Origin of the sequence: Brevibacillus nitrificans, from assembly GCF_003710965.1 — a bacterium.
In the GTDB taxonomy this organism is placed as follows: Bacteria; Bacillota; Bacilli; order Brevibacillales; family Brevibacillaceae; genus Brevibacillus; species Brevibacillus centrosporus.
The window spans coordinates 708,040-731,344 of record NZ_RHHU01000010.1; the positions used below are offsets into that span (position 1 = coordinate 708,040).

The 23,305-nt window shown below is 50.1% G+C and carries 21 protein-coding genes and 1 riboswitch; of the genes, 19 read left to right on the forward strand and 2 right to left on the reverse strand.

The window, feature by feature from the left end; genetic code table 11:
• Nucleotides 1–46: 46 nt before the first annotated feature.
• The 3 genes from EDM59_RS16940 (at nucleotide 47) to EDM59_RS16950 (ending at nucleotide 3,855) form a co-directional block, all read left to right on the forward strand.
• The gene (locus tag EDM59_RS16940) at nucleotides 47–1,684 is read left to right on the forward strand and encodes a putative polysaccharide biosynthesis protein (RefSeq protein WP_122924673.1); all 1,638 of its coding nucleotides are present in this window, start codon (nucleotides 47–49) and stop codon (nucleotides 1,682–1,684) included.
• A gap of 308 nt (nucleotides 1,685–1,992) precedes the next feature.
• A complete protein-coding gene (locus tag EDM59_RS16945) occupies nucleotides 1,993–2,466 on the forward strand; it encodes a MarR family transcriptional regulator (RefSeq protein ID WP_122924876.1) in 474 nt (157 codons plus the stop codon).
• 153 nt (nucleotides 2,467–2,619) lie between these two features.
• A complete protein-coding gene (locus tag EDM59_RS16950; RefSeq protein ID WP_122924674.1) occupies nucleotides 2,620–3,855 on the forward strand; it encodes an MFS transporter in 1,236 nt (411 codons plus the stop codon).
• 45 nt (nucleotides 3,856–3,900) lie between these two features.
• Here EDM59_RS16950 and EDM59_RS16955 read toward each other — a convergent pair whose 3' ends face one another.
• Both EDM59_RS16955 and csaB read right to left on the reverse strand, forming a co-directional pair.
• Nucleotides 3,901–4,749: a class I SAM-dependent methyltransferase gene (locus EDM59_RS16955; RefSeq protein ID WP_122924675.1), complete on the reverse strand. Its 849-nt coding sequence runs from the start codon at nucleotides 4,747–4,749 to the stop codon at nucleotides 3,901–3,903.
• A 114-nt stretch (nucleotides 4,750–4,863) separates the two neighbouring features.
• On the reverse strand, nucleotides 4,864–5,967 hold the full coding sequence (gene csaB / locus EDM59_RS16960; RefSeq protein ID WP_122924676.1) for a polysaccharide pyruvyl transferase CsaB: 1,104 nt from the start codon (nucleotides 5,965–5,967) through the stop codon (nucleotides 4,864–4,866).
• A 387-nt stretch (nucleotides 5,968–6,354) separates the two neighbouring features.
• On the opposite strand from csaB, the gene EDM59_RS16965 reads away from it, so the two are divergent.
• The 16 genes from EDM59_RS16965 to uvrC all read left to right on the forward strand — a co-directional run bounded on the left by EDM59_RS16965 (nucleotide 6,355) and on the right by uvrC (nucleotide 22,911).
• The gene (locus EDM59_RS16965; RefSeq protein ID WP_122924677.1) at nucleotides 6,355–7,284 is read left to right on the forward strand and encodes a 50S ribosomal protein L11 methyltransferase; all 930 of its coding nucleotides are present in this window, start codon (nucleotides 6,355–6,357) and stop codon (nucleotides 7,282–7,284) included.
• 95 nt (nucleotides 7,285–7,379) lie between these two features.
• Nucleotides 7,380–8,558 (forward strand): thiolase family protein, encoded by a 1,179-nt coding sequence (locus EDM59_RS16970; RefSeq protein WP_122924678.1) that lies wholly within the window; start codon nucleotides 7,380–7,382, stop codon nucleotides 8,556–8,558.
• 133 nt (nucleotides 8,559–8,691) lie between these two features.
• Nucleotides 8,692–9,681, forward strand: coding sequence for an LCP family protein (locus tag EDM59_RS16975; RefSeq protein ID WP_122924679.1), 990 nt, complete (start codon nucleotides 8,692–8,694; stop codon nucleotides 9,679–9,681).
• Nucleotides 9,682–9,892: 211 nt separating this feature from the next.
• Entirely contained in the window at nucleotides 9,893–11,596 is a 1,704-nt protein-coding gene (locus EDM59_RS16980; RefSeq protein WP_122924680.1) for an AMP-binding protein, read from the forward strand.
• Between the two features lie 196 nt (nucleotides 11,597–11,792).
• The gene (locus EDM59_RS16985; RefSeq protein ID WP_122924681.1) at nucleotides 11,793–12,380 is read left to right on the forward strand and encodes a fatty acid metabolism transcriptional regulator FadR; all 588 of its coding nucleotides are present in this window, start codon (nucleotides 11,793–11,795) and stop codon (nucleotides 12,378–12,380) included.
• Between the two features lie 124 nt (nucleotides 12,381–12,504).
• A complete protein-coding gene (locus EDM59_RS16990; protein ID WP_122924682.1) occupies nucleotides 12,505–13,278 on the forward strand; it encodes an enoyl-CoA hydratase in 774 nt (257 codons plus the stop codon).
• Between the two features lie 42 nt (nucleotides 13,279–13,320).
• Nucleotides 13,321–14,088: an electron transfer flavoprotein subunit beta/FixA family protein gene (locus tag EDM59_RS16995; RefSeq protein WP_122924683.1), complete on the forward strand. Its 768-nt coding sequence runs from the start codon at nucleotides 13,321–13,323 to the stop codon at nucleotides 14,086–14,088.
• Nucleotides 14,089–14,108: 20 nt separating this feature from the next.
• Nucleotides 14,109–15,068, forward strand: coding sequence for an electron transfer flavoprotein subunit alpha/FixB family protein (locus EDM59_RS17000; RefSeq protein WP_122924684.1), 960 nt, complete (start codon nucleotides 14,109–14,111; stop codon nucleotides 15,066–15,068).
• 223 nt (nucleotides 15,069–15,291) lie between these two features.
• Nucleotides 15,292–15,609, forward strand: coding sequence for a thioredoxin (gene trxA / locus EDM59_RS17005; RefSeq protein WP_055742968.1), 318 nt, complete (start codon nucleotides 15,292–15,294; stop codon nucleotides 15,607–15,609).
• A 305-nt stretch (nucleotides 15,610–15,914) separates the two neighbouring features.
• Nucleotides 15,915–17,108, forward strand: a complete 1,194-nt coding sequence (locus EDM59_RS17010; RefSeq protein WP_122924877.1) for an ABC transporter substrate-binding protein — start codon at nucleotides 15,915–15,917, stop codon at nucleotides 17,106–17,108.
• A 269-nt stretch (nucleotides 17,109–17,377) separates the two neighbouring features.
• Nucleotides 17,378–18,244 (forward strand): branched-chain amino acid ABC transporter permease, encoded by an 867-nt coding sequence (locus EDM59_RS17015; RefSeq protein WP_122924685.1) that lies wholly within the window; start codon nucleotides 17,378–17,380, stop codon nucleotides 18,242–18,244.
• 16 nt (nucleotides 18,245–18,260) lie between these two features.
• Nucleotides 18,261–19,220, forward strand: a complete 960-nt coding sequence (locus tag EDM59_RS17020) for a branched-chain amino acid ABC transporter permease (RefSeq protein WP_122924686.1) — start codon at nucleotides 18,261–18,263, stop codon at nucleotides 19,218–19,220.
• 1 nt (nucleotide 19,221) lies between these two features.
• Complete coding sequence (locus EDM59_RS17025; RefSeq protein WP_122924687.1) at nucleotides 19,222–19,983, forward strand: ABC transporter ATP-binding protein; 762 nt, start codon at nucleotides 19,222–19,224, stop codon at nucleotides 19,981–19,983.
• 2 nt (nucleotides 19,984–19,985) lie between these two features.
• Nucleotides 19,986–20,699, forward strand: a complete 714-nt coding sequence (locus tag EDM59_RS17030) for an ABC transporter ATP-binding protein (protein WP_122924688.1) — start codon at nucleotides 19,986–19,988, stop codon at nucleotides 20,697–20,699.
• A 120-nt stretch (nucleotides 20,700–20,819) separates the two neighbouring features.
• Nucleotides 20,820–21,086 (forward strand): DUF2164 domain-containing protein, encoded by a 267-nt coding sequence (locus EDM59_RS17035; protein WP_425455988.1) that lies wholly within the window; start codon nucleotides 20,820–20,822, stop codon nucleotides 21,084–21,086.
• A 43-nt stretch (nucleotides 21,087–21,129) separates the two neighbouring features.
• Entirely contained in the window at nucleotides 21,130–22,911 is a 1,782-nt protein-coding gene (uvrC, locus tag EDM59_RS17040) for an excinuclease ABC subunit UvrC (RefSeq protein ID WP_122924690.1), read from the forward strand.
• Between the two features lie 85 nt (nucleotides 22,912–22,996).
• A riboswitch (Lysine riboswitch) is annotated at nucleotides 22,997–23,184 on the forward strand.
• Nucleotides 23,185–23,305: the final 121 nt, after the last annotated feature.

The following is a 23,305-nucleotide window of genomic DNA, read 5'->3' on the forward strand; positions in this document are numbered from 1 at the left end:
TGGGTTCATGTCGATTCGGGGGATCCCCCCTATAAAGGAGTTTCCCATGTTGAAAAAAAGTCATTTTCTCGCAGGCGCGTTAATTCTCGCCGTCGCGGGGATTTTGTCCAAAGTGATCGGGATGTTCTACCGCATTCCTCTTCAGGAGATTGTGGGGGACAACGGTCTCGGACTCTATCAAGAGGTGTATCCGCTCTACCTGACCTTTCTGATTCTGGCTACTGCAGGAGTTCCTGTAGCTTTGTCCAGAGTCATAGCGGAAGCATTGGCAGAAGGCAAGCAAGGCTCCGTCGGACAGATTCTGGCGCGGAGCATGGTCATGATGGGCGCTATCGGTGTCGCCCTGTTTGCGATTTTGTATGTGACATCTCCTCTGATTGCAAAGCTGATGGGGAATCCGCATTTGATCGAGCCGATCCGTGCGATATCCTTATCCCTGCTGTTCGTCCCGCTGATTGCGGTCATTCGCGGATTTTTTTACGGCTATCAAAAGATGCTGTACGTCGGCTTGTCCCAGATCGTCGAGCAGACCTTGCGCGTCGTCTTTATTCTGGTCGCTTCGCTCTATCTCGTTTCGCTTGGTGAGGATACCGACACAGTGATTACCGGTGTCAATTTCGGTACGATGATCAGTACGTTTTTGAGTCTCGGTTTTTTGGCATTGCTGATGTGGATGCACAACCGCAAAGATTCGGTGTTCACGGGTGCACAGTGGAAGCGCGTGGATTGGTGGTACGATCGGGCCTTCTTCGCATCCATGTGGCGCATTGCCTGGCCGATCTGTATCTCTGCCCTGGTGATCCCGATCTTTTCGCTGACCGACTCTTTTCTTGCGATTAATATTTTCCGTTATATTTGGAATGTGGATGGGCTCACGGCAGATACGTGGTTTGGCATCTACAGCCGTGGGGGTCCGCTGCTGCAGATGGCGAGCTTGTTCGGCTCCTCGATCGCACTTTCCATCGTTCCAGCCATTGCAGAAGCAGTACGGCAAAAGGATTCTGAACGTGTCACGACCTTGACCAAGCTGTCTTTGCGCTTTGCGTGGCTGATTGGACTGCCAGCCGGACTAGGCTTGACCGCTGTAGCAGAAGGTGCGAATCTGGCTCTCTACGGTGATATGGAGGGTACGAGAGCGATGGCCATTTTGGGGATCAGTGCGATTCCATTGTCCCTCCTTCTCGCGACCAACGGTATTTTGCAAGGGATTGGAAAAGAAAAGATCCCTGCACGCCATTTGCTCTACGGTGTGTTGGTGAAGGTAGCTGCGACTCTCGTCTTTACGTCGCTGTTGGGCATGGACGGTCTTTCTCTGTCCTGGCTGTGCGCGACAGCATTTGTCTGCATCCTCAACATGCGGACGATCAACCGTCTGGTAACGGTGCCGATCAACTGGCGATTTGATACGCTCTATCCGCTTCTCGTCGCCAATCTCATGCTGCTTCTGGCATGGGGAGCGACAGAGGCTGTTGAACTGCTGCTTGCTGGCAAAGAAAAGGTGCGTTTGCTGGGAGCGCTGGAGACCGTTTCAGGGGTCGGTGTCGGTCTGATCATCTACCTGGGTCTGCTGCTGCTCATCCCGCTGATTGAGGAGAAAGAGCTGGAGTGGCTGCCTGGAGGCAATAAACTGCGAACCTTGATGAATGCCATTCGCAAAAAACAGACGCAGTCCAAGATTCAATAAAGGCTAAAAAGAAAAAGGGCGTCCTTCTGTCAATGAGTGATGGAGGGACACCCTTTTTTTATACAGGAAGAATTTATCAGACTCTTATCCAGGATAAGGGCAACTAAGGTGAACCTGTATCCTTTGGGTGCAAAAGGCTTGGCAGAGCCAAGTTTTCTAAACATGATGCAGCATGCATGCAAATGTCCGGGGTGGAAGCAGGATTGGTTTATGAGGATAGGTTGCTTATAATAAGGTATACCGTAATGAATGAGCGTTTGAACGCAATTTACATATTGCTCATGTACCAACGTGTGGGAGGACAAGCCATGAACAAAGCAGAGCTGGTCATCATGGAGTTCAGGGACTTATTCAACAAAATGGTTTGGCTGAATAAAAGTAAGATGGAAGACAGTCTGAAGGGGTATAAGCCTTCTGAAGTCCATTGCATTGAATACATTGAAAGAAATGTAGATTCCAACGTGACAAAGCTTGCGGAGTCCCTTTATATGACTAGCGGTGCCATCAGTAAATTAACGCAGAAGCTCATAAAAAAAGGCTTGATTGAAAGTTACCAAAAGCCGGAGAATAAAAAAGAAATCTATTTTAGGCTAACGGAGCAAGGGAAAGTCATCTATCAAATCCATGAGGACCTGCACAAAGAGTTTCAAGAGCGGGATAAAGCCGTATTTGAGCAGGTAACCGAGGAACAATTTGACAGTATGCTGAGCTTTATAGAAAGATATAGCAGGCATTTGGATGCGGAAATAAAGAAACGGGGTATAGGTATTCGGTCAGAATAAAGGATGAAGGAAAAGGAAACCACAGGCAGTCCACTCTACGGAGAGCGGGCTGCCTTTTTTACTTGCGTTATTTTGTTGCCAAGGAAGGAAAAATGGAGTACGATGTTTTTGTTTCCTAGGAAGGAAAAGTGCAGCCTTGAAAGGAGCATGTAAGTGTCAACATTTCGATCACACCATGAACAGAATACAGAACCTGCCATAGATAAAAAGGCGTTACTATTCGGACTGATGTCTGTATTTCTTTGCGGGCTAGGCTTCAGTATCATAGCACCCGTCGTCCCATTCTTAGTGCAGCCTTATATAAACAATCCGGGAGATCAAGCGATCGTTGTTACACTGCTGACCTCTGTTTACGCAGTCTGCGTGTTTTTTGCGGCCCCTGGACTTGGAGCTTTGAGCGACAGATTTGGTCGTCGTCCCTTGCTCTTACTATGTCTATTGGGCTCCGCAATCGGGTACTTCGTTTTTGGCTTAGGAGGGGCGCTATGGGTACTATTTGCTGGTCGCATCATAGAAGGAATTGCAGGCGGGAGCATCAGCACTCTCTTCGCATACTTTGCAGACATCACCCCTAGAGAACTGCGCACCAAATACTTTGGATGGGTGAGTGCGGTAGCAGGTGTAGGCTCTGCCGTTGGTCCAGTTCTAGGCGGGGGGATTGCCAAGCTTGGTTACGCTGCCCCTATGTATTTTGGTGCAATCATCACCCTGATAAATGTGGTTTATGGATTCTTCTTTTTGTCGGAGAGCCTTGACAAGAAAAACAGACTGAAAAAGATTACCTTTGTCAGACTGAATCCGTTCACACAGCTTGTCCATGTACTTTCCGTTAGAAACGTAAAAAGGCTGCTGATCTCCGCATTCTTACTTTGGGTACCCAATGGATCGTTACAGGCAGTTTTTTCCCAGTTGACAATAGATACTTTCCATTGGACGCCTGCACTCATTGGACTTATGTTTTCCATATTGGGCGTTCAAGACATCATTTCACAAGGTTTCATCATGCCAAAGCTTTTGAAAAAACGCAGTGACGCACAGATAGCCATTCTGGGAATGGTTTCGGAGATGATAGGCTACATTCTGATTGCAGCATCAGCTTTGTTCTCCTTTTATCCTCTTATGATTGCTGGAATGTTTCTATTTGGTTTTGGAGATTCGATCTTTGGGCCTTCATTCAATGGGATGCTATCCAAGTCTGTCGATTCAAATGAGCAAGGGAGGATTCAGGGAGGGAGCCAATCTATTCAGGCTTTAGCCAGAATAGCTGGACCTATTCTGGGAGGACAAATCTATGTATCGCTTGGTCATGCCGCCCCCGCTTTTATGGGGATCATCCTTATCACAGCGGCCATACCCGTTTTGTATAAGGGGACGCATGTAACGAAGTAAAATCAAGCCCGAGTGAGTTTCAATCACCCGGGCTTCCTTATGGATTTACCTCTTTTGATAGACACATACGACCATTTTGACGAAAAATTCCCGGAAACCAGGCAGCTGTGCGAGTCCTTGTAGCTGGCTGCGCAGAGAGATTTCCTTCTGGTAGACAGCAGGCTGCGTGACTCCTTGCTGGATCCGGCGAAAACGCTTGATCGTCATGCGGTTGATATAGGAGATGGTATCGCTGCCGTCCGGGCGTTTGTCAAAGCGAAAAGAGATACGGTCAGAACCATCTGGCAAATCGCGAACGAGCTCTTTGTAGGCATCAATCAAGGCTTGTTCGGAAAAGAGGGCGTGTACCCATGGAATTCCGATCGCATCCGAAAGATGGGCTCCGTACGGATGGTAGTAAGGCGGGAAGTTGATGTAGAGATGACCGCCTGGCTTCAGCACCCGGAAGCATTCCTCCAACGTTTTCTCCGGCTCTCCCACATGCTCCATCGCGTCATTCATGATGATGGTGTCAAAGGTGTTGTCCTCGAAGATCATTCGCGCAGCATCGCCCGTCATGAAGGAAACGACGTCTGCGAGCCCTTTTTCTTTGGCAAATGCATTTCCTTCCTCCGCATAGTGAGGGACGATATCGATGCCGATCATTTTTTTCGGACCATATGTGGCGTAGTAGCAGGTTTTCCCACCACCGCCGCAGCCGATGTCGAGTACCGTTTTGTCCCGGAACATTTGCTCCTGGGAGTGGAAGGGGAGGAAGAACTGGATTGTCTGGTCCCCTTTTTGAAACTGCCATTCGGTATAGCTCATCTCTCCGTTGTTGGCCAGATTAAACGGGTGAACGGGGAGAGGGAATAATCGATTCATGCCGATTAATAGTTGAGAGGAAACGGACATTTGCTAGTCCTCCTTATCCTATTCCTGTAGAAATGGAAATTTCTCTAGGAAGGTAGTATAAGCGCAGGTGAGGCTTCGCCTGCGCCAAAAGCTGGGCAAAGCCTCTTCTACGAATCAGTGTTTTTTCCGCAAAGCTTGCAGCACCAATTCGCTGCTTTTGGCTGCTTCGATTTCGAGCAGACGGGAGTGCTCTGTCACTACGCCAATTTCCTGATCCATGCGGTCCAGACGCTCTGCCAAGAGGGCAAGCAAGCTATTTTCCTCAAGCTTCGTGATATGCCCTGCATTCGGCATACCGGCGCGCTCGACAAACCGATCAATTTTCGGATCGTAGGAGATTCCGATAAAAGGGGTCCGCAGCATGCAAGCGAGAATCAGCGAATGCAGACGCATGCCTACCACGTAATCGCATTGCTTTAAGACGGACATGATGTCATGGAAGGTCACTGGCTCATCAAGAAGCCTGGCACCAGGCTGTTGCATCTGATCCATGATTTCACGGGAAGGCGCAAGGTCGCTGGGAACATGCATCGGTAAAAACAGGACGTTCCACCCGCGCAAAAGAAACCAGTCAGCGGCCCTGGCAATGACCTTTTTGAAAGCCTGCTCCTGCTTCCAGTTCCGTACAGAGATGGCGACCAGAGGCTTGGCAGGATCTGCAAACTTGCCTTGCAAAAGCTCAAGGCCGCGCTCGTCCGATATATCCTCCGGAGAGATCGTCAGAGCTGGGTCAGCTGTTATATGAATGGGCGCTTTTACTACCCCACAGGATTTGAAGTCTTCGCCGGACTCGTAGTCACGCACGGTAATGACGTCTACCCGGTTGACCACCCGTTTGATCATGGAACGACTGAGTGGCTTTAGGATCGGACCAAAACCTTGCGCGTAAAAGACGACAGGTTTGCCCAGCAGCTTGGCGATCGTGACAATGCCCAAATAGTAGAGGACACTGCGCGGGCTGGTTACGTCTTGCATCAGCGTACCGCCGCCCATCACCAGCATGTCGCTTCGCATCAGCTCGCGGACGATGGTACCGAAGCTCCAGCGGTCATACGCTTCAATCCCAAACAGTTCCGCTGTGCGATCTGGCTGATTGGACAAAACCGCCAGGGAAATATTTGGTTGTTCCCTCTTGAGGGAGCTGATGATGCCGTACAGGACCACATCGTCTCCGGCATTATTAAATCCGTAATACCCGGAGATGAGAATTCGCGACATGGAGTGAACCTTCTTTCTATATCAAACGTACAGGAAAAATACATTCTCAAGTATAATCGAGTAAACAAGGGGAAGTAAAGCAACCCTAGTAAAAACTTGCTTCCTCTACATCGTCTGTAACCTGATAGGGTATAATGAATAGGCTACATTACGAAAACATATAGAGGAATCCCATAACGAACATGCCGATCCCAAGAACGATCAGGGCAATCATCGTGACGAGAAGTCCTTTGTTCTTGCGGCGTCGATAAAAGAATTCGTCAAACATGGTAAGCCTCCCAACGGAAAAATAGTCCATTCTACTATCATACCATGTAGAGTAGGAACCTCGCCATTAGCAAGATGGAGCCTACGCAGGGATGGCACCAAGGAAAGGAGAAAACAATCATGGAAAATATGTGGCTGAAATACACCTTGCTAGTAGAGAGGGAAACAGAAGATATGTTCGTGGCAGAGGTTTTGGGGAGTCCCTATACACTCGGGTGGATCGAGCCACAGATTGAAGTGCTGACGACGGAAAATGGCTATGACTATGCGGAAAACACGGACGGACCGGCAGTCGGCTATTTGTTCGAGCCCATGCAGGATAAGGAAGAGGCGCATGTAGAGAGATTGCAAGCTTACATACAGCGATGGAATGGCCATGTCACGCTAAAAGAAGTAGAGCAGGTTCCTGAAGAGAACGATTCCTGGAAAGAGGAGTTTCGCGAGGTGAAGATAGGCAGCTGGTGGGTAGCCCCGACGTGGACGGACCCCCAGGCTTTGGAAGGGGTAGAGCATGTGCTCTGGATCGATCCGGGTGCTGCTTTTGGGACTGGCTATCATGGAACGACGCAGGACAGTCTGCTATTCCTTCAGGAGCTTTCCTTGACAGAAAAAAACGTGCTGGATATCGGGGCAGGCTCAGGGATTCTCTCCCTGTACTGTGTTCTAAACGGAGCTCGTCAACCCGTTTACGCAGTCGATATCAATCCGCAAAGCGAATACCAGGTACTGGTCAATGCAACGAACAATCATTTGCCCGATTCGGCTGTACGAGTCGTGATTGGGGATGCGCTCTTGCCGGAAGTAGCGGAGAAGCTTCCAGAGCGCTCAGACCTTATTTTGCTCAATATCGGAGGAGACGAGGATATTGCGATGCTGCCCGTGGTAGACAAGCATATAGCGCCGGACGGCTTGGTCATTCTCTCCGGAATCGTCGATTGGAATCGCAGCCATGTGTTATCCGCCTACGAGGAGGCTGGGTATCGACTGGAAAAAGAGCGCCACAGTGACGAGTGGGTCACTTTACTGCTGCGAAAAATCACGACGAAGTGAACTTGTAACTCATCTGTGCGATAATAGAGAAAAATACGAAAGCTTCCGCCAAAGGCTGCTCTGGTGGAAGCTTTGCCGCAATGGAGGGAGAAACAATGAAGGAGCAAGTAGTCATTGCCGCTGCTGGGCGTACGCCAATCGGCTCTTTTGGTGGTGTACTGAAAGATGTAAGCGCTCGCAAGCTGGCGGAAACCGTTATTCGGGGAGTATTGGACAAATCGGGAGTTCAGGCAAGCCAGATTGATGAGGTGATCCTCGGCAACTGCATTCAACGCAGTGATGAAGCAAACATCGCCCGTGTCGTCGCGATTGATGCCGGACTTGGGAAAGAGGTGACGGGCTTTACGGTGCAGCGTCAATGCGCTTCCGGCATGCAAGCTCTGGCAAGCGGCGCGTCTGAAATTTTGCTCGGTGACAGTGAGATCGTGATCGCGGGCGGCGTAGAGAGCATGAGCAATGCCCCTTATGTGCTGAAAAACGCTCGCTGGGGAAAACGCTTGATGCACGGCGAAATGACGGATGCCATGTGGGATCTCTTGACCGATCCACACCACCAGATTTTGATGGGCGAAACGGCAGAGCGATTGGTGGATCGCTACGGCATTACTCGGGAAGAGCAGGATGTGATTGCACTGCGCAGTCAGCAAAATGCGATTCGAGCCATCGACAACGGTCTGTTTGCAGAAGAAATCATCCCTGTACCTGTCAAAAAGAAAGGGCAGGAGACACTCGTGACCACAGATGAATTTCCTCGCAGAGACGTATCGCTGGAGGGGCTTGCCAAGCTGAAGCCAGGCTTCCGCGCAGAGGGAACAGTGACAGCAGGCAATGCATCGGGGCTGAATGATGGGGCATCTGCTGCGATCCTCATGAAGGAAGGAAAAGCAAAAGAGCTCGGGATTGAGCCGCTCGGACGAATCGTATCGTGGGCGTGGGCAGGCGTGGAGCCAGACCTGATGGGCTATGGCCCTGTACCCGCTGTCAAAAAGGCGCTGGCGAAAGCAGGGCTCTCCCTGTCTGACATCGAGCTGATTGAGGTCAATGAAGCTTTTGCTGCCCAGTATCTGGCGGTAGAAAAACTGCTGGAGCTCCCGCGCGAAATCACGAATGTAAATGGAAGCGGTATCTCGCTCGGACATCCAGTAGGATCTACGGGCTGCCGTATTGTCATTACACTGCTCCATGAAATGAAACGCCGTCAGCTAAAACGCGGCCTCGCAGCTCTGTGCGTCGGCGGCGGAATGGGAATGGCCATGGTTGTGGAACGCGACTAAAAGCAGCACCCATCAAGAAAAACGAATACTCCAAAATGTTTAAAGAGAGCCTCCCCTGTTAAGAATGAAAGCAAGTCCCTGTCTGAGTTCGTCAAGACGGGGGTTTTGCTAGAATAGGGGGAGGCTCTTTGCTATGATGCTCTTTTCTTTTATGAGGAAGCATGGGAAAAAAATCGCGTTTCACACGATATCGTGCCTGCTGATAGGGGCACTCGTCGCGGTAGCGTACACGGCCTATCAATACAAACAGATGACACAAAAATGGTATGCCCCTATCGAAGAAAAAAACGGAAATAGCACGCAGGCCTCTGCTTCTTTGCCGCCTCGGGACTTTCTGGCAGGTACAGAGCCGATGAAGCCTTTTTTGATGCTGCTGCTCGGAGTAGACAGCAGGGATGGCGAGAGTGCTCGCTCCGATACCATCATGCTGGCCGCGATTCATCCTGCCAAGCAGGGCGCTTATCTCCTTTCCATACCAAGGGACAGCTATATGGAGCTTAGCGGAAAGGGATACGATAAAGTCAACCACGCGATGGCTTTTGGCGGTCCCAAAATGGTCAAGGAATCGTTGGAGAAATTTTTACAAGTAAAGATCGATCGATACATGTCTGTAGATTTTGATGGATTTCGCCAAATCGTCGACGAGCTCGGAGGCGTTTCGGTCGATGTGAAAAAGCGGATGAAATACAGTGACCCTAGCGATGACACTTATATCGACATCAAGCCTGGCTTGCAAACCCTATCTGGGGAGCAGGCGCTCGACTACGCGCGTTACCGCAAAAGCGATCTTGGCAAAGAGGACAGTGATTACCAGCGCATCAATCGCCAGCAGGAAATTGTCCGTGCGCTTGCTTCCAAGGGATCGACCGTGCAGGCGTATGCGAAGGCATTTTCTTTGATGGAGATTGTGGGCAATCACGTCAAAACGGATTTGACAGAAGGAGAGATCGCTTCGCTGCTCATCTCCTACGGGGATCCGACACCGAATGCGATTCATACGGACACCCTAATTGGTCAAGACGAACGTATTTGGCACAATGGCATTTTGGGCTGGTATCACTTGGTGCCAAGCTCGGAACGGGAGCGCGTGCGTCAGCAAATCGTCCAGGCAATGACCCCATAATTCTCTTCCTTCAAGCGACAGGAGGGCTGCGTGATTGGCAGCCTTTTTTGCTGTTTTCGTTTCGGGGGGAAGGCAAGAAAATCGTGGAAGGGCGAATTTGCTAATTAGTTGTAAAATTAGCTATTTTTCGAATAAAATAAGAAGAAGGAAGAGATTATGAAAGCGGATCTTACGGGAGAGGCAAGGCCATTTTTGGATGGAGGGAACGCCCATGTCAAATGCCAAGCCTTGGATTGCGAATTACCCGCCAGAAACTGCACCCTCATTGGAATACCCCCGTGTTCCACTGACGTTTTTTTTGGAGCAGTCAGCCGCAGAGTATCCAGATAGTTATGCGATTTATTTTATGGGAAAGCGTATTACCTATCGTGAGCTGTTGCAGATGTCGTACCAATTCGCCCACGGGCTCATTCGCCGTGGAGTGAAAAAGGGCGATCGCGTTGCCATCATGCTGCCAAACACTCCACAGGCGGTCGTCAGCTATTACGGTGCCTTGTTTGCGGGCGCCATTGTCGTGATGACCAATCCCCTCTATACAGAAAGGGAGCTCATCCACCAGCTGAACGATTCAGGCGCAGAGACCATCATCACCCTTGACTTGTTATACAAGCGCGTTTCCGCTGTAAAGGCATCCACTCCACTGAAACGAGTAATCGTAACGAGCGTTGGAGATTTCCTTCCATTCTTCAAGAAAATGCTGTACCCGTTGGTCCAAAAGAAAGAAGGCCACAATCCGCAAATTGCATATGGCAGCGAAGTTGAGCCTTTTCTTTCTATTATAAAAGAAAGCGCTGCCACACCGGTGAAAACAGAAATTGACCCAGAGGCAGACATCGCCCTTTTGCAGTATACCGGTGGTACGACAGGGGTAGCCAAAGGCGTGATGCTGACACATGGCAATCTCATTGCCAATGCCATTCAATGCCAGGCTGTGCTCTACAAGCTAAAAAAGGGCAAGGAACGAATCCTTGGAGCCCTGCCTCTCTTCCATGTGTACGGGATGACGACGGTGATGAACAAAGGGATCTCGATCGCAGCCGAGATCATTCTCGTGCCCAAATACGAGGTCAAACAAATTTTTGAGATGATCGACAAGCGAAAGCCTACCCTGTTTCCAGGTGCTCCGACGATGTACATCGCCCTCATCAATCATCCTGATTTGAGAAATCACGATCTGTCCTCCATCGAGGCTTGTGTGAGCGGATCCGCTCCATTGCCGCTCGAGGTGCAGAGCAAATTTGAGGAACTGACGCACGGCAAGCTTGTCGAAGGGTACGGACTGACCGAAGCCTCGCCCGTGACTCACTCGAATCCGATCTGGGGCAAACGAATTTCCGGAAGTATTGGACTGCCTTGGCCGGATACCGACTGCAGGATTGTCGATACCGCTACGGGAGAAGCTTTGCCACAAGGGGAAATCGGAGAGCTGGCAGTCAAAGGACCTCAGGTGATGAAAGGCTATTGGAACCGCCCGGAAGAGACAGCGGCGATTCTGCAGGATGGCTGGCTTTTGACAGGCGATATGGGGTATATGGACGAAGAGGGCTATTTCTACATCGTGGATCGCAAAAAGGACATGATCATCGCGGGCGGCTTCAATATCTATCCGCGGGAAGTCGAAGAGGTTCTGTTCGAGCATCCCATGATTCAGGAGGCAGCTGTCATCGGAGTTCCCGACCCGTATCGCGGAGAAACGGTCAAAGCGTTCATCGTATTCAAGAAAGGCCAGCAAGCGAGCGAGGATGAGATCGAAAAGCATTGTCGCGAGCGGCTGGCAGCTTATAAAATCCCGCGGCAATACGAATTCCGTGCTGACCTGCCAAAGACGATGGTAGGCAAGGTACTCCGGCGTCAGCTGCAGGACGAGGATAAAAAGCGAAAAGAAGCAGAGAGCAGTGAAAGTAAAACCAGCTAGGAGCAAAGCGAAGCAGGTCTGTTTTCCAGAAACAAAAGGAGATGGACCTGCTCTTACATTGCGGACCAGGAAAGTGTAGACACAATTCTGGAATTGCCGCCAGCGATGATTGACACGAATCATCGGCTGGTATAAACTGTTTATGAATGAATAATCATTCATTTTGTTGTCATTGCGAGTAAAGATGGAGGTATGTATGGCAAAGAAAACGGGGGAAAAGTATCAGGCCATTATTGATGCAGCTGTTCGTGTCATCGCTCGTCAGGGTTATCATAATGCCCAGGTATCCAAGATTGCAAAAGAGGCGAAGGTAGCGGACGGCACGATCTACCTCTATTTTGAAAACAAGGATGATATTTTGATTTCTCTGTTCAACGAAAAGATGGGTCATTTTGTGGAAACAAACCGGAGACACATCGCAGAGGCATCATCCATCGAGCAAAAATTATATGTACTCGTTCACGCTCACTTTAGCCAGCTGTCTTTGGATCACGAGTTTGCGAAAGTGACGCAAATCGAGCTGCGCCAGTCCAATCCTGTCATCAGCGAAGGGATCGGGAATGTCATGAAGCAGTACTTCGACCTGATTGACGAAGTGCTTCGTGAAGGGATCGACAAGGGCATTTTGAATCCAGACCTGGATGTGCGGGTAGCGCGGAAAATGATTTTTGGTACGCTGGATGAAGTCACGACGTCTTGGGTGATGAAACAGTGCAAGTACGACCTGGTCTCTTATACGGATTCCGTTCATAACCTCTTCCTGTACGGTTTGAAAGGAAAATGATGAAAGAAAAAGCTTTTTTTGAAGTGACACCTTTGATACAATAAGAGTGTGAGACTGAGCGATCGCTCAGAAGCGAAAGAACCTCAATAGAAACTTTCTTAAGATAGAGCTTGGGGGGAGAGAAATGGATTCGCGTTGGAATGTGCAGATCGTCGATCGTGTAGCTGTAGCTACGATCACCAACCCGCCTGCCAATGCATTAGGCAAGCCTGTGCTGGCACAGCTTGGTGAACTGCTGGATCAATGGGAGAAAGATACCGAGATCAAAGCAATCGTCGTGACCGGGGAAGGACGTTTTTTCGTTGCAGGAGCAGATATCAAGGAATTTACCGAGCTGCTGCCGGCCGATGCCGAAGCAATGGCGAAAAATGGCCAAGCGCTGTTTGACCGTATGGAGAAATTCCCGAAGCCGATCATTGCTGCTATTAATGGAGCATGCCTAGGCGGAGGTCTCGAGCTGGCGATGGCCTGCCATATTCGACTGGCTGCACCAGAAGCCAAGCTTGGATTGCCTGAGTTGAATCTGGGATTGATTCCTGGATACGGAGGTACGCAGCGCCTGCCTCGTCTGGTCGGTCGCGGGAAAGCGACACAGCTGATCCTCACTTCCGAGATGATTGGTGGCGAGGAAGCTCATCGCATCGGTCTTGTGGAAGCGGTATATCCGGCAGAGCAGCTGCTGGAGGAAGCCAAAAAGCTGGCTGCAACGATCGCGACGAAGAGCGCAGTTACCTTAAAGCTGGCGCTTGCTGCCGTCCAAGGCGCAGTGGATCTTCCTTTGTCAGAAGGTTTGGCAAAAGAAGCAGCCCTGTTTGGCGAAGCATTCACCTCCGAAGATGTAAAAGAAGGCGTAGGTGCCTTTTTAGAAAAACGCAAACCGAATTTCGCTGACCGCTAAAAAGGTCATTTCAGCAATACCATTTCGAGGGAGGGCAACGAAATGAATATCTTGGTTGTGATGAAGCAAACCTTTGATACCGAAGAAAAAATCGTTATCCAAAACGGAAAAATTTCCGAAGATGGTGTAGAGTTTATCATCAACCCGTACGACGAGTACGCAGTAGAAGAGGCAATCAAGCTGAAAGAAGAGCACGGCGGCGAAGTAACTGTCATCAGCATCGGCCCAGATCGCGCGGAGAGCTCACTGCGTACTGCTTTGGCGATGGGTGCAGATAAAGCCGTTCTCGTAGACGACGAGGAGCTCTTCGGTGACGAGTTCACGACAGCAAAAGTGCTGGCAGCTGTCGCACAAAAGGTCGGCTATGACATCATCATCGGCGGACAGATGGCGGTAGACTCTGGCGCGGGACAAGGCGGGCCTCGTCTGGCGGAAGAGCTGGGAATCAACCATGTGTCTACTGTCGTGAAATTGGAAGTGAACGGCACTGCCGTGCGTGTAGAACGCGACGTGGAAGGCGACCTCGAAGTAGTAGAAACGAGCCTGCCAGTACTGATCACGGCACAGCAAGGCCTGAACGAACCGCGCTATCCTTCCCTTCCAGGGATCATGAAAGCGAAGAAAAAACCTTTGGATCGCCTGTCTGCAGATGATCTGGGGCTGGATGTAGCTGCTGTCAAAGCAAAAACAGAGATCGTGGATCAAACGCTGCCACCGAAAAAGCAGGCAGGACGAATTCTCTCCGGTGAACTGGGGGCTCAGGCGTCAGAACTGGTGCAATTGTTGCGCAACGAAGCGAAAGTGATCTAAGCGAGAAGGAGAGGATATCCATGAAAAAAGTACTGGTATTGGCAGAAGTTCGTGACGGACAACTTCGCAACGTGTCTCTGGAAGCTTTGGCTGCCGCTTCTGCATTGGCAGACGGCGGTGAAGTGACAGCAGCTGTTTTTGGCTCAAATGCAGCAGAGCTCGCAGCGACTCTCGGACAGCATGGTGCAAGCACCGTTTATACAGCTGACCACGGCGCACTTGCACAATATACACCAGATGCTTACACACAGGCACTGGTTCAACTGATTGAGCTGGCGAATCCGGATGCGATTGTCCTCGGTCACACAGCCATCGGACGCGATGTGGCACCGCGCGTAGCTGCCCGTCTCGGATACGGTTTGGTTTCCGACGTAACAAGCCTGGAAGCAGGAGAAGGATTCGTTCGTCCGATCTACGCAGGAAAAGCTTTTCAACAACGTAAATTTGTTGATGGAAAAACTTTCGTTACTATACGACCAAACAATATCGCCATTGGCGCAGCAGATGCTTCCAAAACGGCAACCGTGGTTCCTGTGGAGCTGGAAATCAAGGATCTGCGTTCCATCGTGAAGGAAGTCGTACGTAAAACCAGTGGCAAAGTGGATCTTTCCGAGGCAAAAGTTATCATCTCCGGTGGTCGTGGCGTGAAGAGTGCAGAAGGCTTCAACACGCTGAATGAGCTGGCGGATGTACTGGGCGCAGCGGTCGGCGCATCCCGTGGTGCGTGCGATGCTGACTACTGCGATTACTCCATGCAAATCGGTCAAACAGGGAAAGTCGTAACTCCTGACTTGTACATCGCGTGCGGCATCTCCGGAGCCATTCAACACTTGGCTGGGATGTCCAGCTCCAAAGTCATCGTCGCGATCAACAAAGACCCGGAAGCGCCTATTTTCCAAGTGGCAGACTACGGAATCGTTGGTGATCTGTTCGAAGTCGTTCCACTTTTGACAGCCGAATTCAAAAAGGTATTGGTGTAGTCCAGCCTGACTAATTGAACGAAAGCGTCCGTACATAGCGGACGCTTTTTTCCTTGTCCATGCTCCTGTGTTTCACACGCTGAATGAGAGCAGCATAAGAGTGGATAGACTAAAGCGTGAAGTGCGTGCAAAGTGCTCGGCGCCGTAGTCATTTTCAGGATTGGATGATATACTGTGCGTGTGGAACCTTTTTCCGTAATTGAATTCTAGGGGGTAATTACTCATGGCAATTGTAAATGGAACGGACCAAAACTTTTCCCAGGAAGTAGAGCAAGGCGGTACTGTCCTGGTTGACTTCTGGGCACCATGGTGCGGCCCTTGCAAAATGATCGCTCCTGTTTTGGAGCAAATCGACAGCGAAGTGGGCTCCCAGCTCAAAATCGTAAAAGTAAACGTGGATGACAACCCAGGCTCCGCTGGACGCTTTGGCGTAATGTCCATCCCAACCCTGATCGTTTTCAAAGACGGTCAACCTGTTGACAAAGTTATCGGCTTCCAACCAAAAGAAGCTTTGATGGCAACTGTTGGCAAACATCTGTAAGAAAATACCTGCTAATAGGTAGGGAACGGCATCCTTTGAGGGTGCCGTTTTTTCGTGTGATTAAACGGAAGTGCAGCAGTCGATTCGGAGGGGGAAAACCCGTGAGGCCACTAGCTTTCTGGCCTGAATCGATATCGTCGAAAGGATTGGATTTTTAACAAGAGCATAAAAATTCTGAGCGATCGTTTGTCAAAAAACAAAGTTTAAAGAGAGAAAATTGATTGCGTTTTCGTAATACATTGATTAAAATTCTTATATTCAATTTTTTTAGAAAGATTTATAAAAATTAAGGGAGGCTTTTCATGATGAAAGGGTTTAGTTTACTCAAGTCACTGGCGACGATTTCATTGGGTGCCGTATTGATGGTAGGATGTTCTAGCGGAAATAGTGCAGCACCAGCAAACGGAGGCAGCTCGGCACCAGCACAAACGCCGGCAGCAGAAGGTGCCGGTGGAGAAGTTACAGCACAAATCGGTGTGGTTGGGTTCTTGTCCGGTTCGGGTGCAGCGTACGGCGAAGCACAAAAAGCAGGTCTGGAGTTGGCTTTGGGCGAGTTGAACGAAGCGAACAAAGGCAAACTCAAGATGGAATTAAAGTTTGAAGATTCTGGCGGAGAAAAAGAAGGGGCCATTAACGCTGTAAATAAACTGATAAATCAGGATAATGTGGTAGCGATCATCGGGCCTACTCTTTCCGGTGAAATGTTCGCGGCAGGTCCAGTAGCGAACGAAGCGGAAGTTCCGATCTTTGGTATCTCCAACACATCTGAAGGTATTAACGATATCGGTGAATACGTATTCCGCAACTCCTTGCCTGAGTCCATCGCGATTCCAACGGCAATGAAAGCTGCTGTGGAGAAAAAAGGCATCAAGAAAGTAGCATTGATCTACGCATCAAACGATGACTTCTCCGTAAACGGCTACAAAGTGATGAAAGCTACAGCTGAAAAAATGGGTCTGGAGATCACTGGCGAAGCGACTTTCTCCAACGGCGATGTTGACTTCTCCGCTCAGCTGACCAAGCTGAAGCAAACCAACCCGGATGCGCTTTTGGTATCCGCCCTGTACAAAGAAGGCTCCATGGTAGTGAAAAAAGCTCGTGAACTGGGTATCACGGCAACCATCCTGGGTGGTAACGGCTTCAACAACCCGAAAGTATTTGAAATCGCAGGTCCTGCAGCTGACGGCCTGATCGTAGCAACGCCTTTCAGCCCAGAAAAACAAGATGAAAAAGTACAAGCCTTCGTAAAAGCATTCGAAGCAAAATACAACAAAAAGCCTGACCAATTCGCTGCTCAAGCTTACGATTCTCTGTACATCATGTCCCAATCCCTCTTGGGTGCTGGCAAAGCTGACCGTGAAGAATTACGTAACCAACTGGCTCAGCTGAAAGACTTTACCGGTGTATCCGGCAAATTGTCCTTTGACGAAAAACGTAACCCAATCGGGGATGCCGTTGTAGTAGTCGCAAAAGATGGTAAATTCGTTCCTTTTGAATAAGGGATGCTGCCCGGGGACTCCCGGGCTCTTCTTTCAACAAACGAGGAAGTAAACTACGTTCGTCATCTGCAAAGCGCATGTCCTACCAGCAAGAAAGGGCTCCGTCTAACATGGCGGGGCCAAGTTTTCTAACTGGATCAGTAAGTATAAACGCCGATCTTTTACTTGCTGATCCAGCCAGAATAACTTTCCGCGCTTCAGCGGTCTGACCAGGACATTAGGCGTGCGTCTCGAAGGTGATAGAACCACTTTACAGTGAGGTGAGGCAGTTGTTTTGGCAGCAATTAGTCAATGGCTTGACAGTTGGTAGTACCTATTCATTGATTGCTTTGGGCTATACGCTCATTTTCGGTGTCTTGGGCATCATTAACATGGCGCATGGACAGATCTTTATTTTTGGCTCGCTGGTCGGACTCGTCTTGATGACGAGTATGCAGATGCCGCTTGGAGTAGCGCTGGTTGCGTCGATCGTTATATCTGCGATCCTGGGACTGATTTTGGAATATACAGCTTTGCGTCCCTTGCGCAAAAAGAACGTTCCTCACTTGGCGTCCTTGATCAGTACCATTGGTTTTGCGATTCTCGTGGAAGAGGCGATGCACAAAATCTTTGGTGCAGACTCCCGTGCGTTTCCGCAATCATTCGGTGACAAGACGTTTGATTTAGGCGTCATCCAAATACGCAGTGTGGATCTTATCATTCTCGGTATTGCACTGATTCTGATGTTTGTCCTGCACTTCTGGATTCAAAAGACCAAAATGGGAAAAGCGATTCGGGCCACAGCGGAAAATACCGATACCGCCAATATCCTGGGGATCAATACGAACATGGTCATCATCGTTACCGTCATGCTGGCTTCTGCTCTTGGGGGCGTAGCGGGTATTTTGATCGGGATGGCATATTCTGCTTTGATTCCAACCATGGGGATGACTCTTGGATTTAAAGGACTGGCCGTATTGATTCTGGGTGGTGTCGGAAGCATTCCGGGTGCCATGGTATGCGGCGTACTACTCGGGGTGATCGAGGTGTTCACGGTTGCGTACGGGGATTCCTCGTATCGGGATGCAGTGGCATTCGGGCTGATTATCATCATTTTGCTGTTGAAACCGGAAGGACTATTCGGACGAAAAGCGTAAAGGAGGTGCACACGAGATGGATATATTGAATCCGTACAATTTACAGGTATTCACATTTATTTTGCTAAACAGCATTCTTGCGATTAGCATTTATATCACGCTCTCGACGGGCCAGCTTTCGTTGGGACATGCAGGATTTATGAGCATCGGTGCTTTTACGGCGAGTATTTTGTCCAAGCAAGCGGACATGCCGCTGTTTATTGCGATCCTCATTGGGGGACTGGCTGCGGGGATTGTCGCTTTGCTGATCGGAGCCCCGACTTTGAAGCTGCACGGCTTGTACCTGGCGATCGCGACGCTTGGTTTTGGTGAAGTGATTCGCGTTATTTTGCTGAACATGAAAATTACGAACGGTGCACTGGGACTTACTGGTCTGCAGTCCATCGGGAACTATTTATATGATTTCGAAAAAGCGATGGGGCTGAAAGCACAATCGCTGGGCATTTCCGTGATTCAAATGAAGTCTTTGACGACGTTCGTGTTCATGGTGCTCCTGTTCGCTGTTGTGCTGTTCCTGACTTTGCGTCTGAACCGTTCGCGTCTGGGTCGTGCCTTTGAAGCGATCAAAGCGGACGAAACAGCTGCTCGTGCGATGGGACTGCAGGTTGCGTACTACAAAATGCTCGCCTTTATCATCGGCTCTGTGCTGGCAGGGATTTGCGGCGGGCTGTATGCGCACATCACGACGACGATTACACCTGACGATTTTAACTATCACAAAGTCGTAGAGATTTTGTCCTATGCCGTTATCGGAGGAAGCGAAGTCGTTTGGGGTCCTCTGTTTGGTGCGCTTGTGCTGACGGCTCTGCCGGAGGTGCTGCGTGGCTTGGCGGAGTACAAAATGCTGATGTACGGCTTGATCATGGTAGGGGTAATGGCATTTAGACCACACGGCTTGATCGGTGCCGATACATTCCAAAAGCTTTTCCGCCGCCGCAAAGGCAAGTCGGGAAATGAAGCGAAGGAGGGAATGTGACGTGCTGCTAGAACTGAAGAACGTAGGAAAAAGCTTCGGTGGGATCACAGCCCTGCGTGACGTTTCCTTTGGTGTCAAGGAAGGCGAGATCGTCGGCTTGATCGGCCCGAACGGTGCGGGGAAAACGACGATTTTTAACATGGCAACGGGTATTTTTGCACCGACGACGGGGACCTTCTCGTTTGCAGGGCAGGAGCTAAACGGGGTTGCCCCAAACAAAATTACGGAAATGGGTGTCGCCCGGACGTTTCAGAATATTCGCCTGTTTGGTCATTTGAGTGCGCTTGATAATGTCAAGATCGGCTGCCATTCCCGGATGAAGGCTGGCTTCTGGGCAGCGCTGCTCCGCACTCCAAGCCAACGAAGGGAGGAGCGCGAAGTCGAGAAAAAAGCAGAGGCTTTGCTCGAATTTGTTGGGCTGTCTGACGTGCGAGACGTTCGTTCCGATACGCTGGCTTACGGACAGCAGCGCCGCTTGGAAATTGCCCGCGCGCTTGCCACTGAGCCAAAGCTGCTTTTACTGGACGAACCAGCCGCAGGGATGATCGAGAGTGAAACGAAGTCCTTGACGGAGCTCGTGCGCAAAATTCGCGACAGCGGCATTACCGTGCTTTTGGTTGAGCATGATATGGGTCTGGTCATGACTTTGTGCGATAAAGTCGTTTGCATCAACTTCGGTGTGAAGATCGCCGACGGTACCCCTGAAGAAGTGCAGACCAATCCGGACGTCATTGAAGCCTACCTCGGCAAGGAGGAGGAATAAGCATGCTGAGTATTCAAAACCTGACGACTTCCTACGGGCAGATCAAAGCGATTCGGGGAATTTCGCTGGAAGTGCCGGAGGGAAAAATCGTTTCCCTGATCGGGGCAAACGGTGCCGGCAAAACAACGACGATGCGAACCATTGCAGGACAGCTGAAGCCGCAAAGCGGAGGCATTGTATTTTGTGGGCAGAAGATTGACGGCTCCAGGCCGCACCAGATCGTGAAAGCAGGTTTGGCGCTTGTCCCGGAAGGTCGTCAAATTCTTGGGAAAATGACGGTGCTGGAAAACCTGGAGATGGGTGCTTTCCAGCGCAACGATGCACAAGGCATCAAAGACGATATGGAAAAGATGATGAATTGGTTCCCGATTTTGCGGGAACGTTTGTCTCAGCTAGGCGGTACGATGTCAGGGGGGCAGCAGCAGATGCTGGCGATCGCCCGTGCATTGATGTCCCGTCCGAAGCTGCTTTTGCTGGACGAGCCTTCTATGGGCCTCGCTCCCATTGTCGTATCGGATATTTTTAAAGTAATCAAGCAGATCAATGCAGAAGGCACGACGGTTCTCATCGTGGAGCAAAACGTCAAGCAGGCATTGAAAATCGCGGATTACGGGTACGTACTGGAAGCAGGTCAGATCGTACTCGACGGAACGGCTGAATCCCTCTTGAACGACGAGCGTGTCAAAGAAGCGTATCTGGGTGGCCGCAAGCACTAAGATCATCAGACAGCCAGAAAACTGTCGCTCTTACCAAAAGGGCGGCAGTTTTTTTCATCTACAATCCATGGTAACATGGAGAAAGAACGTATATTCCTATTCGTGATTCATAGAGGAAGGGTGCGCAAACGGCTTATGGCGGAAAAAATGTCCCGTGAACAAAAAGAATACCTCGTCCATCAGGTTCAGCGCTTTTTCCACGAGCAGCGTGGAGAAGAGCTGGGGAATCTGGAGACGGAAGAGATGATCGACTTTTTTTGGAAGCAGCTAGGTCCCATTCTCTATAACCTGGGTGTGCAGGACGCAAGAAAGCTTTTGCAGGAGCGGTTTGCGTCGCTGGAGGACGAATTGTACGTGTTGGAAAAGCCAACTGCATCTGGTCGCTGAGGCCGGGTGTCTTCCTATTGAAAGATAAAAGGAGGGAGCAGCCTTGAACAGCTCCTTGAAAGATAAACTGGCTGTACTTCCGGAAAAGCCAGGCTGCTACCTGATGAAAAACAAGAGCGGTGAGATTATTTACGTCGGGAAGGCAAAGGTCCTGAAGAATCGCGTCCGTTCGTATTTCACCGGTAGCCACGACGGGAAGACGCAGCTTCTGGTCAGCGAGATCGTCGATTTTGAATATATCGTCGTCTCCTCGGCTATTGAGGCTTTGGTCCTGGAGTGCAACCTGATCAAACAGCATAACCCGCGTTATAACGTCATGCTGCGGGACGACAAGACTTATCCATACATTAAAATTACGAATGAAAAGCAACCGCGGCTGGAAATCACACGTAAGGTCATCAAGGACAAAGCGCGTTATTTTGGCCCATACCCGAATGCCGGGGCAGCTTCCGAAGTGAAAAAGCTGCTGGATCGGCTCTATCCACTGCGCAAATGCCGGACGATTCCAAAGCAGGTGTGCCTGTACTATCATATGGGGCAATGTCTCGCGCCCTGTATTCAGGACGTCGCAGAAGAAGAAAACCAACGGCTTGTAGAGGAAATCAGCAAGTTTCTCGATGGCGGGCATGAGGAAATGAAGCAGCAGCTGACCGGAAAAATGCACGAGGCTGCCGAAAACATGGAGTTCGAGCGAGCAAAGGAATTCCGCGATCAGATCATCAGCATCGATGCGGTGATGGAAAAACAAAAGGTCACCATGATGGATACAGTGGATCGGGATATCATCGGCTATGCAGTAGAAAAAGGCTGGATGTGCGTACAGGTCTTTTACATGCGTCAGGGCAAGATGATCGAGCGGGATACGACTTCCTTTCCTTATTATGGTGACGAGGCAGAGGACTTCATGTCGTACGTCAGCCAATTTTACTACGACAAGCAAAATGCCTTGCCAAAAGAGATTTTGCTTCCGGAGAGCAGTGACCCGGATCTGCTGGCAGAATGGCTAGGTGTCAAAGTCCACGCACCGAAGCGCAGCAAAAAGCGCGAGCTCGTGCAAATGGCGTCGGAAAATGCGCGGATTGCCCTGCAGGAGAAATTTGCGCTGATGTCCAAGGACGATGCTCGTACGATTCAGGCTGTTCACAACCTGGGTCATATTCTCGGGATTGGCACACCAAACCGGATTGAGGCGTTTGACAACTCGAATATTCAGGGGACGGAGCCCGTGTCTGCGATGGTTGTCTTTACGGAAGGACGACCCGATAAAAAGGAATACCGCAAGTTTAAAATCAAAACGGTGGAGGGTCCGGATGATTACGGCTCCATGCGTGAGGTCATCAGACGCCGTTATTCGCGCCTTTTGAAGGAAGATGGCCGTATGCCTGACCTGATTGTGATCGACGGCGGAAAGGGCCAAATAAGCGCGGCTATGGACGTGCTGGAAAATGAGCTGGGCCTTTACATCCCCGTTTGTGGTCTCGCCAAGGATGAAAAGCACAAAACCGCACAGCTGATGTTCGGTGATCCACCTGAACCGGTAGAGCTCAAGCGCGACAGCTATGAGTTTTACTTGCTGCAGCGCGTACAAGACGAGGTGCACCGGTTTGCCATTACGTTTCATCGTCAGTCGCGTTCGAAAACGATGCTGTCCTCGCAGCTCGACGAAATCCCGGGAATCGGGGAAAAGCGCCGCAAGCTGCTGTTCACTCACTTTGGCTCCTTGAAAAAAATGCGGGAAGCTACGGTAGAAGACTTCAGGCAGCTGGGGATTGGCGACAAGCTCGCAAAAGAGATCATTTCACATTTGCGCAAGCTGGAATCGTAATAGGCTGACAAAAAGGAATTGAACCTCACGCATTCGCATGATATAATGCGATTCAAACAGAATAGTAAGCCTCACTTCCATTATGGAGTGAGGTAGAGGCGCGAAAACCAAGAGTACCTCCCTGAGATCGGGAATCTGAGAAGGGTATGGGAAAGGGGAATTCGCCGAAGTGTGGAGATGGACCCGCCTCTCTCCATGCTGGGTCTGCATTGAACAAATGCAGGACTGTCATCTGCGCAATCACCAGTTGCCAGATGGAGAGCTATCTCACGGTGTGTCAGTGTGAGTCATGATGAATGGTTTTGTCATGCTTTGCTGTCCGCGTGTATTGGAAGGGAGGAACCGGGATGTCGAAACAATAGACAGCGGCAGGTGCTATCCTCGTCGGTGTCTT